General features: G+C 73.0%; 13 protein-coding genes. 9 read left to right on the forward strand and 4 right to left on the reverse strand.

The features are described from left to right. Positions 1 to 22: 22 nt before the first annotated feature. Positions 23 to 1,939: a 2-isopropylmalate synthase gene (locus tag AB0H64_RS05360; protein WP_357620336.1), complete on the reverse strand. Its 1,917-nt coding sequence runs from the start codon at positions 1,937 to 1,939 to the stop codon at positions 23 to 25. Positions 1,940 to 2,345: 406 nt separating this feature from the next. Between AB0H64_RS05360 and AB0H64_RS05365 the strand changes: the two genes are divergently transcribed. The 3 genes from AB0H64_RS05365 to AB0H64_RS05375 all read left to right on the forward strand — a co-directional run bounded on the left by AB0H64_RS05365 (position 2,346) and on the right by AB0H64_RS05375 (position 5,134). Next, positions 2,346 to 3,317, forward strand: a complete 972-nt coding sequence (locus AB0H64_RS05365; protein WP_357620338.1) for a UbiA family prenyltransferase — start codon at positions 2,346 to 2,348, stop codon at positions 3,315 to 3,317. Positions 3,318 to 3,759: 442 nt separating this feature from the next. After that, complete coding sequence (locus AB0H64_RS05370) at positions 3,760 to 4,488, forward strand: sensor histidine kinase (RefSeq protein WP_357620340.1); 729 nt, start codon at positions 3,760 to 3,762, stop codon at positions 4,486 to 4,488. Positions 4,489 to 4,507: 19 nt separating this feature from the next. After that, positions 4,508 to 5,134 carry a response regulator transcription factor gene (locus tag AB0H64_RS05375; RefSeq protein WP_357620342.1) on the forward strand — a complete coding sequence of 209 codons (627 nt, stop codon included), beginning with the start codon at positions 4,508 to 4,510 and terminating at the stop codon, positions 5,132 to 5,134. Here the strand turns inward: AB0H64_RS05375 and AB0H64_RS05380 are convergent. Next, positions 5,110 to 6,072 carry an aldo/keto reductase gene (locus tag AB0H64_RS05380; RefSeq protein WP_357620344.1) on the reverse strand — a complete coding sequence of 321 codons (963 nt, stop codon included), beginning with the start codon at positions 6,070 to 6,072 and terminating at the stop codon, positions 5,110 to 5,112. The genes AB0H64_RS05375 and AB0H64_RS05380 overlap by 25 nt on opposite strands. 282 nt (positions 6,073 to 6,354) lie before the next feature. On the opposite strand from AB0H64_RS05380, the gene AB0H64_RS05385 reads away from it, so the two are divergent. After that, on the forward strand, positions 6,355 to 7,056 hold the full coding sequence (locus tag AB0H64_RS05385; protein ID WP_357620346.1) for a 4'-phosphopantetheinyl transferase superfamily protein: 702 nt from the start codon (positions 6,355 to 6,357) through the stop codon (positions 7,054 to 7,056). Next, positions 7,053 to 7,889, forward strand: a complete 837-nt coding sequence (locus tag AB0H64_RS05390) for a TIGR03621 family F420-dependent LLM class oxidoreductase (RefSeq protein WP_357620348.1) — start codon at positions 7,053 to 7,055, stop codon at positions 7,887 to 7,889. The genes AB0H64_RS05385 and AB0H64_RS05390 overlap by 4 nt, the downstream gene beginning before the upstream one ends. On the opposite strand, the gene AB0H64_RS05395 is transcribed toward AB0H64_RS05390, so the two are convergent. After that, positions 7,870 to 9,294 (reverse strand): NDP-hexose 2,3-dehydratase family protein, encoded by a 1,425-nt coding sequence (locus AB0H64_RS05395; RefSeq protein WP_357620800.1) that lies wholly within the window; start codon positions 9,292 to 9,294, stop codon positions 7,870 to 7,872. The two genes, AB0H64_RS05390 and AB0H64_RS05395, sit on opposite strands and share 20 nt — an antisense overlap. Before the next feature lie 197 nt (positions 9,295 to 9,491). Between AB0H64_RS05395 and AB0H64_RS05400 the strand changes: the two genes are divergently transcribed. The 4 genes from AB0H64_RS05400 to AB0H64_RS05415 are packed head-to-tail and all read left to right on the forward strand — an operon-like array spanning position 9,492 to position 13,261. Next, the gene (locus tag AB0H64_RS05400; protein ID WP_357620350.1) at positions 9,492 to 10,088 is read left to right on the forward strand and encodes a DUF1707 domain-containing protein; all 597 of its coding nucleotides are present in this window, start codon (positions 9,492 to 9,494) and stop codon (positions 10,086 to 10,088) included. Between the two features lie 28 nt (positions 10,089 to 10,116). Continuing rightward, positions 10,117 to 11,337, forward strand: a complete 1,221-nt coding sequence (locus tag AB0H64_RS05405) for a class I SAM-dependent methyltransferase (RefSeq protein WP_357620352.1) — start codon at positions 10,117 to 10,119, stop codon at positions 11,335 to 11,337. Beyond that, complete coding sequence (locus tag AB0H64_RS05410) at positions 11,337 to 11,936, forward strand: dTDP-4-dehydrorhamnose 3,5-epimerase family protein (RefSeq protein WP_357620355.1); 600 nt, start codon at positions 11,337 to 11,339, stop codon at positions 11,934 to 11,936. Before AB0H64_RS05405 ends, AB0H64_RS05410 begins: the two co-directional genes overlap by 1 nt. A 44-nt stretch (positions 11,937 to 11,980) precedes the next feature. Further along, positions 11,981 to 13,261, forward strand: coding sequence for a hypothetical protein (locus tag AB0H64_RS05415; protein ID WP_357620357.1), 1,281 nt, complete (start codon positions 11,981 to 11,983; stop codon positions 13,259 to 13,261). Positions 13,262 to 13,291: 30 nt separating this feature from the next. Here the strand turns inward: AB0H64_RS05415 and AB0H64_RS05420 are convergent, their stop codons facing one another. After that, positions 13,292 to 14,404 carry a DegT/DnrJ/EryC1/StrS family aminotransferase gene (locus tag AB0H64_RS05420; RefSeq protein WP_357620359.1) on the reverse strand — a complete coding sequence of 371 codons (1,113 nt, stop codon included), beginning with the start codon at positions 14,402 to 14,404 and terminating at the stop codon, positions 13,292 to 13,294. Positions 14,405 to 14,508 lie beyond the last annotated feature (104 nt).

Genomic DNA, 14,508 nt, shown 5'->3' on the forward strand with positions numbered 1-14,508 from the left:
CGGTGGTGGGGCTCGCGGCCGGTCAGTGACCGGCCGGTTCCAGCGGGCGCCGCCGGGTGGGGCGGGCCGGGGCGGCGCCGCTCGCCGGGGCGGCGGCCGTCCGGTCCGCGAAGGCGCCGTCAGCGAAGGCTCCGTTGTCGGTGAGGCGGCCCTCGGCGGCGTGGTGGTCGCCCGCGTGGTGGTCGGCGGTGTGATGGTCGTGGGTGTGGTGCTCGCAGATGTGGGACTCGGCGGTGTGGCGCTCGGTGGTCGCGAGCAGGCGGGCGCCGGCGGCGCGGACCGCGGCGTACGCGGCGGCGGCGACGTCGCGGCCGATGCCCGCCCCCCACGCCACGGCGCCGCCCGCTCCGCACTCGGCGTAGATCACGACCTCCTCCGGCGCCCGGCCGCCCAGCGCGGGCCGGTGGGGCGTCAGGTGCTGGTCGTCCAGCGCCGGCGCGGTGCGGTGGACCGCGCGCACCTCGATGCCCCACGGCGCGAGCACCGACCCGATCGTGCGGACCGCGTCCGCGCGCGCCCCGCTCACCTCGAACCCGCCGTCGACGTACAGCGTCGCCGTCACCGGCTCGCCGCCGGCCGGCAGCGGCTCGGCCGGGTCGCCGCGGCGCAGGTACTCCTCCTCGAACAGCGCGCCGATCCGGCTCGGCGACAGCTCGCCGCCGCCGTCCTCGGCCGTGGCCTGGACGCGGGCCGCCAGGTCGGCCTGCAGGCCGCGGGGCAGGTGCAGGCCGTGCCAGGCGCTCATCACGTACGCGACGCCGCCCTTGCCGGACTGGCTGTTGATCCGCACGACCGCCTCGTACGTGCGGCCCACGTCGGCGGGGTCCACCGGCAGGTACGGCATCCGCCAGGGCAGGCCGGCGGCGGTGACGCCGTCCTCGGCGGCGCGGCGCTCCCGGTCCTCGAAGCCCTTGTTGATGGCGTCCTGGTGCGACCCGGAGAAGGCGGTGTAGACCAGGTCACCGCCGTAGGGGTGGCGGGGGTGGACGGGGAGCTGGTTGCACAGCTCGACGGTGCGCCGGACGGCGTTGATGTCGGAGAAGTCGATGCCCGGGTCGATGCCGTGGGCGTACATGTTCATGCCGAGCGTCACCAGGCAGACGTTGCCGGCCCGCTCGCCGTTGCCGAACAGGCAGCCCTCGATCCGCTCGGCGCCGGCGAGCAGCGCGAGCTCGGCGGAGGCGACGCCGGTGCCGCGATCGTTGTGCGGGTGGACCGACAGGCACACGTGCTCGCGGCGCGACAGGTGCCGGCCGAGCCACTCGATCTGGTCGGCGAAGACGTTCGGCAGGGACCGCTCGACCGTCGTCGGGAAGTTGAGGATGATGCCCCGGCCGGCGGCGGGCTGCCAGACGTCCATGACGGCCTCGCAGACCTCCAGCGAGAAGTCCAGCTCGGTCTCGTTGAACAGCTCGGGGGAGTACTGGTAGCCGAGGTCGCAGTCGCGCAGGGTCCGCTCGGCGTGGTCCATCATCACCTGTGTCGCCCGGACCGCCAGCTCCTTGCAGCCGGCCCGGTCGAGGTCGAAGACCACCTGGCGGAACTGCGGCGACGTCGCGTTGTAGATGTGGATCATGGCGCGGGGCGCGCCCCTGAGGCAGTCGAGGGTGGCCGTGATCAGCTCCTCGCGGGCCTGGGTGAGCACGGTGATCCGCACGTCGTCCGGGATGTGCTCCTGCTCGATGAGCAGGCGGACGAAGTCGTGGTCGTCCTGGCTGGCCACCGGGAAGCCGACCTCGATCTCCTTGTAGCCCATGGACACGAGGAGGTCGAACATCATGAGCTTGCGCTCGGGGCTCATCGGGCGGGCCAGGGACTGGTTGCCGTCGCGCAGGTCGGTGGACAGCCAGCGCGGCGCCGAGCCGATCCGCCTGCTCGGCCAGGTGCGGTCGGTGAGGTCGAGAGGGGTGAATCCGGTATAACGTTCTGCACCCTGCATCGTCGGATTTCCTTTCCGGGAACACGGCTTCGCCAGGAGGATCGCAACGGGACAATCGCGTGCGTGGTCGCGGGTCTTCCGCTTTCGCCGGCCCTGGAGCTAGAGTGCAAATTCCGGAATAACACGGTGTTGATGTTCGGTGCCACTGGGGGAGAGGGGCCGGTCATAATCTCGTGTGATGGCCCTGAAGCTATAGGGGTCGCCGGGGCCCGGCAAGAAGGTGGACCAGGAGTTCAGGGGCGATATCCAGGGGGAGTACGACCGGGTATCGAAAGGCGCATCCCGGCCTACACCTTTCGGGTTACTCCCTTAACCGCTGCCCGGTCCTGAGGTCACAATCCGGGCTATGGCCGCTCCTTGGACACCTCCGGCCCCCCGTCCCCTTCTCTTTCCCGTCGGCGTTCGCGTGCTCCTGCTGTGCGTCGCCGAGGCCCGGCCCGGAGTGCTCGCCGTGTCGGCGCTGCGCTACCTGTCCGGAATGGCGCTCGTACTGCCCGCCGTCCCGGCTCCCGAACCTGCGAAGGTCGTGCAGGGCGCGATCGCGTGGGTCCTGTCGATCTTCGCGGTCTACCTGTTCAACGGCGTCACGGACGTGGCCGAGGATCGCATCAACGGGTCCGGCCGGCCCATCGCGCGGGGCGACCTCGATCCGCGGGTCGCGGCGGTGGTGGCCGCGGCGGCGGGCGCGCTGTCGCTCGCGGTGACGGCCGGCCTGCCGCACCCGATGGTGTGGATCATCGCGGGCAACCTCGTGCTGGGATTCCTGTACTCGGGGCCGCCGCTGCCGCTGAAGGACAGTTGCGGCGGCACGGTCGCGGTCCTGTGCCTGTCGGGGCTGCTGTCGTACGCGGGGGGAGCAGTCGTGGCGGGCTCGGCCACGTATGAGGTCGTGGCGGGCTCGGCCACGTATGAGGTCGTGGCGGGCTCGGCCATGGTGCGCGTCGTTCCCGTGTCGCCGTCGCTGCTGGTCTTCGCCGCGGCGGCGACCTGCTGGATGGTGCTGGTGGGCGTGCCCGCCAAGGACCTGTCGGACATCCCGGGGGACACGGCGGCGGGCCGGCGGACGCTCGGGGTGCTGATCGGTGAGCGGAGGTCGCGGCAGGTGATGATCGCGGCGGCGCTGGCGGTCCTGGCCGCGTTCGGGCTCGCGGTGGTACTCCTGGAGGTGCCCCTGGTGGCGGTGCTGGCGGTCATGGCTGCCGGGGTCGCGGCCGTCGCGGTGGCCGGAACGGTGACCGGAAGGATGGCCGGAACACTTGCTGCCGGAAAGCGTACAGGTAGTGCCGGTCGTGGCGCTCGACGCCGCCCTTACCGGGCATTCATGTTAACGCAGCATCTACTACACATTACCCCTCTTCTGACTAATATATGGCCATAAGTGTTGCATTAGTGTGCCCGCTGCGCGATGCTAGGGTCACTCGTGCACTCCCCATGGCGGAGGGTGGACCTTGGACGCGGCACACGGGGCGGCGGAGGATCCGGCGAGATTCGTCGAAGCATGTCGCGAAGAAGTTCTGACGGAATTCGAAATCGCACTTCGGACCAGCGGAAACGCCCTCTTCACCGATCCGGTCGCCAGGGGCCAGGCGCTGTCCACGGCTCGATACGTGCTCGACGACGTCGCGGCTACGCTACGCGCCGGAAAGATACAGATAAGTAGTCTTTCCAAATTGCATGCATGGGAGGTCGGGAACGCCCGGGCGGCCAGCGGTGTGCATCCGAAAACGTCACTTGAGGCGGGCTCACTTTTCTTCCGGATAGCGCTTTCGCACCTCACCCGGTGTATCACCGCTGAATGCGTCTCGCCGGCCGAGGGATTCGTGCTGGCCGCGACCGGCCTGGAGGCGAGCCTGTCGCGCCGCATCCGCGAGGCCGCCGACAGCTACCACGGCTTCCTGCTCAACCAGGTGCACGAGGCCCAGGAGGACGAGCGCCGCCGGATCGCCCGTGAGCTGCACGACCGCATCGGCCACGGCACGAGCGTCGCCCACCAGCAGCTCGCCCTGTCGGAGGCGTACCGCGCGACCGATCCCGCCCGCGCCTCCGCCAAGATCGTGGTCGTGCAGCAGGCCATCCAGGAGACCATGGAGAACCTGCGCCAGATGACCTCCGAGCTGCACCCGCAGACCCCGGTGAAGAACCTGGAGAAGTCGCTGCTGGACTTCCTGGAGGCGGTGGGCGACGACTCCGTCTCCATCGCGTTCGACGTCAACGGCGACGAGTCGTGGGTGGGCCCCCACGTGCTGGACGAGGCGTTCCTCATCCTGCGCGAGGCCGTGCGCAACGCGCTCACCCACGGCGACCCGACGATCATCCTGCTCAAGGTGGACATCGCCCCGCACGAGCTCGTCGCGTCGGCCCGCGACAACGGGCGGGGCTTCGACCCGGCGAACGCGCGCGAGCGCGGCGGCGTGGGCCTCACCTCCATGCGCGAGCGCGCGGAGCTGCTCGGCGGTACGGTGACGGTCTCCAGTGAGCCCGGCGGCGGATGCCTCGTCGAGCTGTACATCCCACTCAGAGGACAGGCCGGTGGACCGGACGACGCCTAAGCCCATCTCCGTCGCCTTGGTGGACGATCACACGCTGTTCAGGGAGGGCCTGCGCGAGATCCTCGAGACCTTCGGCGGCATGGACGTCGTGGGCGAGGCCGGCGACTCGGGGGCTGCGGTCGCCCTGGTCGAGGCGACGGAGCCGGACGTCGTGCTGCTCGACGTGGAGATCCCCGGGGACGAGGTCACCGAGACCGTGGCCCGGATCCGGCGGCTGTCGCCGGAGACGCGGATCATCATCCTCAGCATGTACGACGGGCCGCAGCTCCTCACCCGGCTGCTCGCCGCCGGCATCCGGGGTTACCTGCACAAGAGCGTCCACCGGGACGAGCTGATCGCGGCCGTGCGCAGCGTGTACGACGACCAGTCCAGGCTGGTGCTCGCGGTGTCGCGCAACAGCCTGGCCCACGTGGAGGCGCCGACCGCCGGGGTGCTGTCGGACAAGGAGCTGGAGGTGCTCCAGCTCGCCGCGCAGGCGCTGAGCAACAACCAGATCGCCCGCCGCCTGGGGCTGGCCGAGGCGACGGTGAAGCGCCACATGCGCAACATCTTCCTGAAGCTGAACGCGGTCTCGCGCATCGACGCGGTCAACAAGGCGCTCGCCGGCTCGCTCATCATGCCTCAGACCAGGGGGGACGGCGACTGATCCCAGCCGTCGAGGGGGAAGACGCCGGCCAGCTCGTCGCGGGCCTCGGACGGCAGCTCGACCGCGCAGGCGGCGAGGTTCATCTCCAGGTGGACCTGGCTGCGCGTGCTCGGCACCGGGACGGTGTACTCGCCCTGCGCCAGCAGCCAGGCCAGCGCCAGCCGCCCCGCGCTCAGGTCGAGCCGCGCGGCCACGGCCTCCAGCGCCTGCAGACCGGTGCAGCGCCCGCTCTGCCCGGGCCCGAAGCGCGGGTCCGCGAGCCGCCAGTCGCCCGGCTCGAAGCGGGCGTCCACCCTGACCCGGCCGGTGAGGAAGCCGCGGCCGAGGGGGCGCGCCGCCACCAGCGCGATGCCCAGCTCGCGCACCGCGGCGAGCAGCGCGGGGTCGGCGTACCGGCCCCAGACGGAGTACTCGGCGCTCAGCGCGGTGACCGGGTGGACGGCGTGGGCCTCGCGGAGCTGCCGCAGCGTGCCGTTGGTCAGCCCGACGTAGCGGATCTTGCCGGCTCGCACCAGCTCGGCCAGGCGGCCCATGCTCTCCTCGACCGGCACGCGGCCGTCGCGGCAGTGCAGGTAGTACAGGTCGATGCGGTCGGCGCCGAGCCGTTGGAGTGAGGCGTCGCAGTCGCGCTCCAGCGCGCCGGGGTCGTCGTCGTAGCGGACCCGGCCGCCCGCCTCCACGGCCCGCACGCCGCCGCGCGTGCACAGCACCACCTCGTGCCTGCGCCTGGCGACGGCCCGCCCGATGAGCCGCTCGACCCGGCCCGCCGCGTAGAAGGCGGACGTGTCGACGAAGGTCACCCCCGCGTCGAGCGCCCTGCGGATCAGCCGGTCGGCCTCGCCGTCGTGCACCTGGCCGTACGCGCCGGCCAGGGCCAGCGAGCCCAGCCCGATGGAAGAGACGACCGGCCCCGTCCGGCCCAACCTCGTGTAACGCACCGAAATCCCTCCGTGCGCCTTTCCCGATCACCGGAGCCGACGGGGACCGGGGAAATCGGGCAGCGAATGCGGTCTTGCGCGAGAGACCAGGCGCGGCTGTCGATTAGCGAGCTTCAGTGTTACCCAATGGTAGGGGAAGCTGAAGCAGAAGCAACGGCACCACCCCCTATTCACCCCCTAATTGTCAGCATGGACCCATAAAGAGTTTTGTCGGCCTTTTGGGTTATCGGTGGGATTAGCTACTGTGCGGGTGTTCCGTGCTGACGGGCGTGAGGAGGTCGTGTGATCGAGAAGATCCTGCCCGCGACCGTCAAGGCATTCGACGCCTTCAACGATCCACCGGAGGCCGCCCTCTTTCCCGAGGAGGCCGAGCTGGTGCGGCGGGCCGCGGACAAGCGCCGCCGCGAGTTCACCACCGGCCGCCACTGCGCCCGCAAGGCCATGGAACGGCTCGGGCTGCGCCCCGTCCCGGTGCTCAGCGGCGCCCACGGCGAGCCGTGCTGGCCGCACGGCACCACCGGCAGCATCACCCACTGCGCCGGCTACCGGGCCGCGGCCGTCGGCGCGTACCCGGCGCTCATCGGCATCGACGCCGAGCCGGACGCCCCGCTGCCGCCCGGCGTGCTGGAGGCCGTCTCGGTGCCCAAGGAGCGGGACATGGTGCGCCGGCTGGGCGAGCGGCACCCGGGCACCGCCTGGGACCGCCTGCTGTTCAGCACCAAGGAGTCGGTCTACAAGGCATGGTTCCCGCTGGCGGGGCGGTGGCTGGACTTCCAGGACGCCGCCGTCACCGTGGACCCGCTGCGCGGCACGTTCACCGCGCACCTCATGGTGTCGGGGCCGCGCTGGCAGGGGGAGCGGCTGACCGGCTTCACCGGGCGCTGGACGGCCGGCCGCGGCCTGCTCCTCACCGCCATCGCCGTGGTGGGCGTCCCCCGGGCCGCCGCCGCGGCGGGCTCGCGCCGGGTGGAGGCCCGGTCATGAGGTTCGGGGTGGTGCTCATCAGCGAGGGCGGCACGCGCGCCCGGTGGACGGCCACGTGCCGCCGGGCCGAGGCCCTGGGTTACGACGTCATCGCCGTGCCCGACCATCTCAACCTGATGGCGCCGTTCCCCACCGCCGTGCTCGCCGCCGAGGCCACCGAGCGGCCGGTCATCGGCACGTACGTGCTCAACGCCTCCTTCCACCGGCCCGCGCTGCTCGCCCGGGAGGTGGCCACCGTGGATCTGCTCATCGGCGGCCGGCTGGAGCTGGGGCTCGGCACCGGGTACGTGCGGGAGGAGTTCGAGGCGGCCGGCCTGCCGTTCGGCGCGGGTCACCGCGTACGGGCGCTGGAGCGGCTGGCCGGCGAGCTGGACGGGCTCCTGGGCGGCCGGACGCCGCCGCTCATGATCGGCGGCCACGGCGACCGCGTGCTGCGCCTGGCCGCGCGGCGGGCCGAGATCGTCAGCTTCACCGGCGCGCCGTTCCGCCCCGAGTACGGCAGGACGGCGCTCGTGGACGCGGCCGAGCTGACGCGGCGCGTCGTCTTCACCCGGGAGGCGGCCGGGCCGCGCGCCGCGGGCCTGGAGCTGAACGTGCTGTCCAAGGCCACGGTGCTGACCCGCGACCGCCGGGCGGGCGTGGAGAGCCTGCGGCGCTACGCCCCCGACCTGACCACCGAGCAGCTCCTGGAGGTGCCGACGCTGTTCGCCGGCACGCCGGAGGACATCGCCGAGCAGGTGCGCCGGCACGAGAAGACGTTCGGCTTCACCTACTTCACGGTCATGGAACCGGCCATGGACGACTTCGGGAAGGTCATCGAGCTCCTCCGCTGAGCAGCGGCACGCGCGGCTCGTACGGCGTCGCGGGCGGCCGGCCACCCGGCACCCCGTACGAGGGGCCGTGGGCCAGGCCGTGCAGGCAGGCCGTCAGGCTGCGGGCCTCCACGTTGAGGTAGTAGCTGTGCCGCAGCAGCTCGTCGATCTGGTGCAGCGCGAGCCAGCGGAACCCCGGGTGGTCCGGCAGCGGGTCCTCGTCCGTCTCGGCCACGACGTAGCGATTGCGCGCGTGGTAGAACCGGCCGCCCTCCTCCGACAGCACGGTGTCGAACCGGAGCCGGGCCCGCGAGGAGCCCCGTACGGCGTCCAGCACGACGTCCACCAGCGGCGGGCGGGCGGCGGCCGGCAGGTGGTCGTAGTTACCCGGCGTGCACTGCACGGTCGGCGCCAGCTCGACCACGTCGGTGTAGCCCGGGTCGACGCGTGCCTGCACCAGGGCGTGCACCACGCCGCCGATCCTCCTGACCAGGAACGCCACCAGGCCCGTGCCCACCGGCGCGAGCATCGGCTGCGACCAGCCGGCCACCTCCCGGCCGCGCGCCTCCACCCGCACCCCGATGACGTCGAAGAACCGGCCCGTCTCGTGGGAGATGCGCCCGCCGGAGCGGCGCCAGCCGCGCACCCGGTCGAGCGGGACGAGCGCGGCGCGGACGTCGGCCGTGGAGCGCAGCCCGCTGAGCCAGCTCAGGATCTCGCCCAGCTCGTGGCGGGCCCCGCGCGAGGCGTCGCGGGAGCGCGCCACCGCGCCGGCGAAGCCGGCCTGTCCGGCGCCCTCCGCCACCCGCTGGGGCGGCAGGCAGGACAGCACGGTCCTGGCGTCCATGTTGACCCGGTCCGGCACCCCGAGCAGCCCGTACACCCGCGCCAGCGGCAGCCAGCGGAACCCCTCGGCGGCCTCCACGTGCCCCGGGGCCTCCACGACCATGTTGCGGTTGCGCTTGCGGTAGAACCACGCGCCCTGCTCCGACTGGCGCGTGTCGGCGAGCACCCGGCCGCGCGGCTCCCGGAAGAGGTCCAGGTACGGCACCGCCCGCCCCTGGTGCACCCGCGTGTAGTTGCTCCGCGTGGCCTGCACCGTCGGCGACACCTGCGGCCCGTCGGGGTTGCCCGGCTCGTTCTTGGCCTGCATCAGCGCGTACGGCACCCCGTCCACCCGCTTGAGCAGGATGCCCAGGATGCCCGTCTCGGGCTGGTTGATGATGGGCTGCGTCCAGGCCGGCACCGGACCGGCGGGGCGGTGGACGTCGAGGCCCTCGACGGTGAAGAAGCCGCCGCTGTCGTGCCGCAGATTGCCCGTCGCCGGGTCCGCGTGCCAGCCGGGCAGCTCCTCCAGCGGCAGCCGCGCCACGTCCATGAAGGTGTGCCCGGCGACCTCCTGGAGCCAGTCGTGAACGTCGATGATGGCAGGCTCCTCACCACGGCGGTCCCGTCACGGCGGGCCGTTCCAACCGTCCGTGGCCGAAGCTGTCACGCCCCGCGGCGCCGCTCAACCCCTGCCCGCCCCGTCCCCCACCCCAGGCGCGGGCACGGCCCGGGAGCCCCGGCAGGATAGGGGTTCTTCGGTGGGCGGCCCCTTCGTAGCCTTCTAGGGTGGACGCCATGACCGATCATCGGGACGTGCGAGCCAGTGACCAGGACCGCGAACGGGTGGCGGAGACGCTTCGCGTCGCGGTCGGCGACGGACGGATCACGCTGGAGGAGCTGGACGAGCGGATCGACCGGACCTACCGGGCGCGCACGCTCGGGGAGCTCGACGAGGTCGTGGCCGACCTGCCGCGGGACGGCGCGCTGCCCGCGGTCGTCACCACCGCCCCGCTCCAGGGCTTACCCGGGCCCGCCGAGCTCCAGCTCCACACGGGCAGCGGCAAGGTCGCGCAGGTGGGCCGCTGGGCGGTGCCCCGGCACATCAGCGCGAAGGCGGGCCGATGGGGCACGGTGCGGATCGACTTCACCCTCGCCGATTGCCCGCACCCGGAGGTCCATCTCGACGTGGAGATCACCTCGTGGTTCGGCGACATCGTGGTCGCGGTCCCACGCGGCTGGCAGGTCCGTGACGAGCAGGTCGTCCGGCGATGGATGGGCGCCGTCCACAACCGCCCCCCGGCGCCCCTCGCGCCGGACGGCGTCACCGTACGGCTCACGGGCTACGTGCAGACGGGAGACGTCTGGGTGAGGTACCGCCGGCCGGCCACGTGACGGCCGCCCGCAACCTGAGGAGGAACGCATGGCGTGCCGGATCTGTTCGGGCCGTCTCCACCAGTTCGCCGACTTCGGAAGCCAGCCGGTCTCGGACGCCTTCGTCACCCCCGGGGACCCGCGGGAGGAGTACGTGTTCCGGCTGGCCGTGGGCGTCTGCGAGGACTGCTCCATGGTGCAGCTCCTGGAGGAAGTGCCCCGGGAGCGCATGTTCCACGACGGCTACCCCTACCTGTCCTCCGGCTCCGCCGTGATGCGCGAGCACTTCTGGAGCCTCGCCGAGCGGTTCCTCGCCACCGACCTGGCCGGCGACGACCCGTTCATCGTCGAGCTGGGCTGCAACGACGGCACCATGCTCCAGCGCGTGGCCGAGGCCGGGGTGCGGCACCTCGGCGTGGAGCCGTCCGGCGGGGTCGCCGACCTGGCCGCGGCCAAGGGCGTGCGGGTGCGCAAGGACTTCTTCGAGGCCGCCACGGCCGCCGCCGTGCTCGCCGAGGACGGGCCGGCCGATGTGATCTACGCGGCCAACACCCTGTGCCACATCCCGTACATGGACTCGATCCTCGGCGGCGTCGCCACGCTGCTGCGCCCGGACGGCGTGTTCGTCTTCGAGGACCCCTACCTCGGCGACATCGTCGAGCGCGCCTCCTACGACCAGATCTACGACGAGCACTTCTACTTCTTCTCCGCCCGCTCGGTGCGCGGCATGGCGCGGCGGCACGGCTTCGAGCTGGTCGACGTGGAGCGGCTGCCGGTCCACGGCGGCGAGGTCCGCTACACGCTGGCCCGGCGGGGGGCGCGGACGCCGAGCCCGGCCGTGGCCGAGCTGCTCGCGGCCGAGGACGCCGCCGGCGTCAGCGACCTCGCCACGCTGACGGCCTTCGCCGCCCGCGTGGCCGACAGCCGCGACCGGCTCGTGGCGCTGCTCACCCGCCTGCGCGACGAGGGCGCCCGCGTGTACGGCTACGGCGCCACGGCCAAGAGCGCGACCGTGCTCAACTACTGCGGCATCGGCCCGGACCTCGTGTCGTTCGTGTCCGACACCACCCCGGCCAAGCAGGGCAGGCTCACGCCCGGCTCGCACATCCCCGTGCGCGGTCCCGAGGCGTTCGCCGACCCCTATCCGGACTACGCGCTGCTGTTCGCCTGGAACCACGCCGAGGAGATCATGGCCAAGGAGGAGGGGTTCCGCGAGGCGGGCGGCACGTGGATCCTCTACGTGCCCGAGGTCCGGCTGGTCCGCGCCTGATGAGCGCCCTGACGAGCAACGGCATGAGGCACCGGCGGCTCGCGGTGGAGGGGGCGGTCGAGTTCGTCCCCGAGGTGTTCCACGACGAGCGGGGCGACTTCGCCTCGCCGTACGAGGAGCACGTCTTCGCGGGCGCCGTCGGGCGCCCGCTCTTCCCCGTGGCGCAGGTCAGCCGGAACGTGTCGCGGCGCGGCGTCGTGCGCGGCGTCCACTACACGCTGGTGCCGCCCGGCACCGCCAAGTACGTCTACTGCGCGGCGGGCCGGGTGCTCGACATGGTGGTGGACCTGCGCGTGGGCTCGCCCACGTTCGCCCGGTGGGAGGCGGTCGAGCTGGCCGCCGACACCGCCCGCGCGGTGTACGTCCCGCCGGGGGTCGGCCACGCGTTCGCCGCGCTGGAGGACGGCTCGGTGGTCAGCTACCTGCTGTCCAGGGAGTACCGCAAGGAGCACGAGCTGACGCTGTCGGTCTTCGACGAGGAGCTCGGGCTGCGGCTGCCGTCCGGACTGGGGCCCCTGGTGCTGTCCGAGCGCGACCGGCTCGCGCCCACCCTCGCCGAGGCGGCGGCGCGCGGACTGCTCCCCGAGTACACGCGCTGACCAGGCCGGCGCCCGCCTGGGATGACCTGCGGAAAACCACAGGTATGTCCGGGTGCGCGCTGGTGGCCCGCCGCAGGCGGCTGCTCAGCCTGCCGCGGCTGCTCGCCGCCGCGGCGTCGGCCGCCGTGCCGCCGGTCGTGTCGGTGATCGCCGCGCAGGGGCTGTGGGAGCTGCTCGTGGCCTGGCGCCCGGCGTACGACGGGATGGGCGGGCTGCTGCATCGGCCGGAGGCGTTCGAGGCAGCCGTCGCGGTGCTGTCGGGCCTGGCGTTGCTGGGCTGGTACCTGCCGCTGCGGCGCAGGCTCGGGCCCGCCGCACTGGCCGTCGGGGCGCTGGCGTGGCCGGCCGGGCTCGGCCTGCTGTGCGCCCAGGTGGCGCCCGGGGCCTCCTACGTCTTCACGCTGCCCGCGCTGCTCTGCGCGCTCGGCGGGCTGGCGGCCCTCCTGCTCCCCGGACCCGCCTGGGCGCGGGTCGCCGCGACGACCCTGGGCATGGTGACGGCCGTGGCGCTGCTGCCCGTCCTGGCCGGCAACGCGTTCGACGGGATGGGGCTCGCGCTCGGCGGAGCCGGCGCGCTGGTGCTGACGATCTTCGGGATGACGGTGCTGCCGGTCGCGGAGCTGTTCCTGCCCGGCCTCGACCGGGGGCTGCGGCGCGGCGCCGCCGCCGCCGTGCCCCTGACCGCCGCCGGGCTGGCCGTGGCGCTGGTGGGCTGCGGGCTGGCGGTGGACGGGTTCGACGCGGACCATCCGCGCCGCACGCACCTGGCGTACGTCATGGACGCCGGCACCGGGACCGCCCGGTGGGTCAGCGCCGACGAGGAGCCCGCCGCCTGGACCAGACGGTACCTGTCCGGGCGCGACGTCACGGCGCTGCCGCCCGGCTACGCCCGGGGCACCCTGTGGACCGGCGCCGCACCGGCGATCAGGGCCGACGGCCCACGGGTGTCCGTGCTGGGCCGCGACGGTGACACGATCCGGCTGCGCGTGACCGGCGAGCGGGGGACGCGCTCCGTGACGCTGCGGGCCGACCGGCCGATCAGCGAGGCCACGGCGTCCGCCGGCGGGGCCCGCCCGGTGACCGTCCCCGTCACGGGCACGCGGGCCGGCACCTGGCCCGCCAAGATCCGCTTCCGGGGGATCCCCGCGACGGGGGCGCGGATCACGCTGCGGGTGCCGGGCGGTGGCCGGCTCCGGCTCACCGCGATCGGCGAGTCCGACGGGCTGTCCACGGTGCCCGGCTTCGTCCCCAGGCCCCCGGGGCTGGTGGCGGCCACGCGGGAGGACGGCGACCTCGTCGCCGTCACGCGCACCTACACCCTCTGACCAGGCACCCTCTGACCAGCCACGCTCTGATCAGGACCAGCGCCGGAGGACCTCGCGCAGGGCGTCGATGACCTTGTCCTGGACGCCCCGCGGCAGCGACGGGTACATCGGCAGCGAGAAGATCTGCCCGGCCAGCTCCTCCGTCACCGGCAGGCTGCCCGGCCCGTAGCCGAGGTGGGCGAAGCCCGACATGGTGTGCACCGGCCACGGATAGCTGATGTTGAGGTGGATGTCGTACGCCCGCAGCGCCTCGATGATCTCGTCGCGGCGCGGGTGGCGGACCACGTACACGTAGTGGACGTGCTCGTTGCCCGGCGCGGTGACCGGCAGCACCAGGCCGGTGCCCGCCAGGCCCTCCTCGTAGCGGGCCGCCACCGCCCGCCGGTCCTCGACGTAGCGGCCGAGGCGGCGCAGCTTGCGGCGCAGGATCTCCGCCTGCACCTCGTCCAGCCGCGCGTTGTGGCCGGGCGTCTCCACGACGTAGTACGTCCGCTCCATGCCGTAGTAGCGCAGCCGCCGCAGTGCCGCGTCCACCGCCTCGTCCGAGGTGATCGTCGCCCCGCCGTCGCCGTACGCGCCCAGCACCTTCGTCGGATAGAACGAGAAGGCCGCCGCGTGGCCCATCGAGCCGGCGTGCCGCCCGTGGTGCAGCGCCCCGTGCGCCTGCGCGCAGTCCTCCAGCACCGCCAGGCCGCGCTCCTCCGCCAGCCGGAGGAGCGGGTCCATGCCCACGCACTGCCCGTACAGGTGGACCGGCAGCAGGCAGCGCGTGCGCGGCGTGACGGCCGCCTCCACCTGCGACACGTCCATCAGGTACGTCCCCGCGTCGACGTCCACGAAGACCGGCGTCGCGCCGACGGCGTCGATGGCCACCACGGTCGGCGCGGCGGTGTTGGACACCGTCACCACCTCGTCGCCGGGCCCCACGCCGAGCGCCTGCAACCCCAGCTTGACGGCGTTGGTGCCGTTGTCCACACCCACGCAGTGGCGCGCGCCGTGGCTGGCGGCGAACTCCTCCTCGAAGCGGCGCACGCTCTCACCGAGGACGAGCTGCCCCGAGCGGAACACGGTCTCGACCGCGTCCATGATGTCGTCCCGTTCGGCTGCGTATTCCGGCAGATAATCCCAGACGCGGGTGGGCATCGGCGGTCCTCCTCCAAGGGTCGGCCCAGGATAAACACCCTCCTCCAGGCCGGTGGAACCCCTAGAAAAGGGGGCCGGTTGAGGGGGCGCCTAGGGGTGACGCG

Source organism: Nonomuraea sp. NPDC050733 (genome assembly GCF_040654215.1).
Lineage (GTDB): Bacteria > Actinomycetota > Actinomycetes > Streptosporangiales > Streptosporangiaceae > Nonomuraea.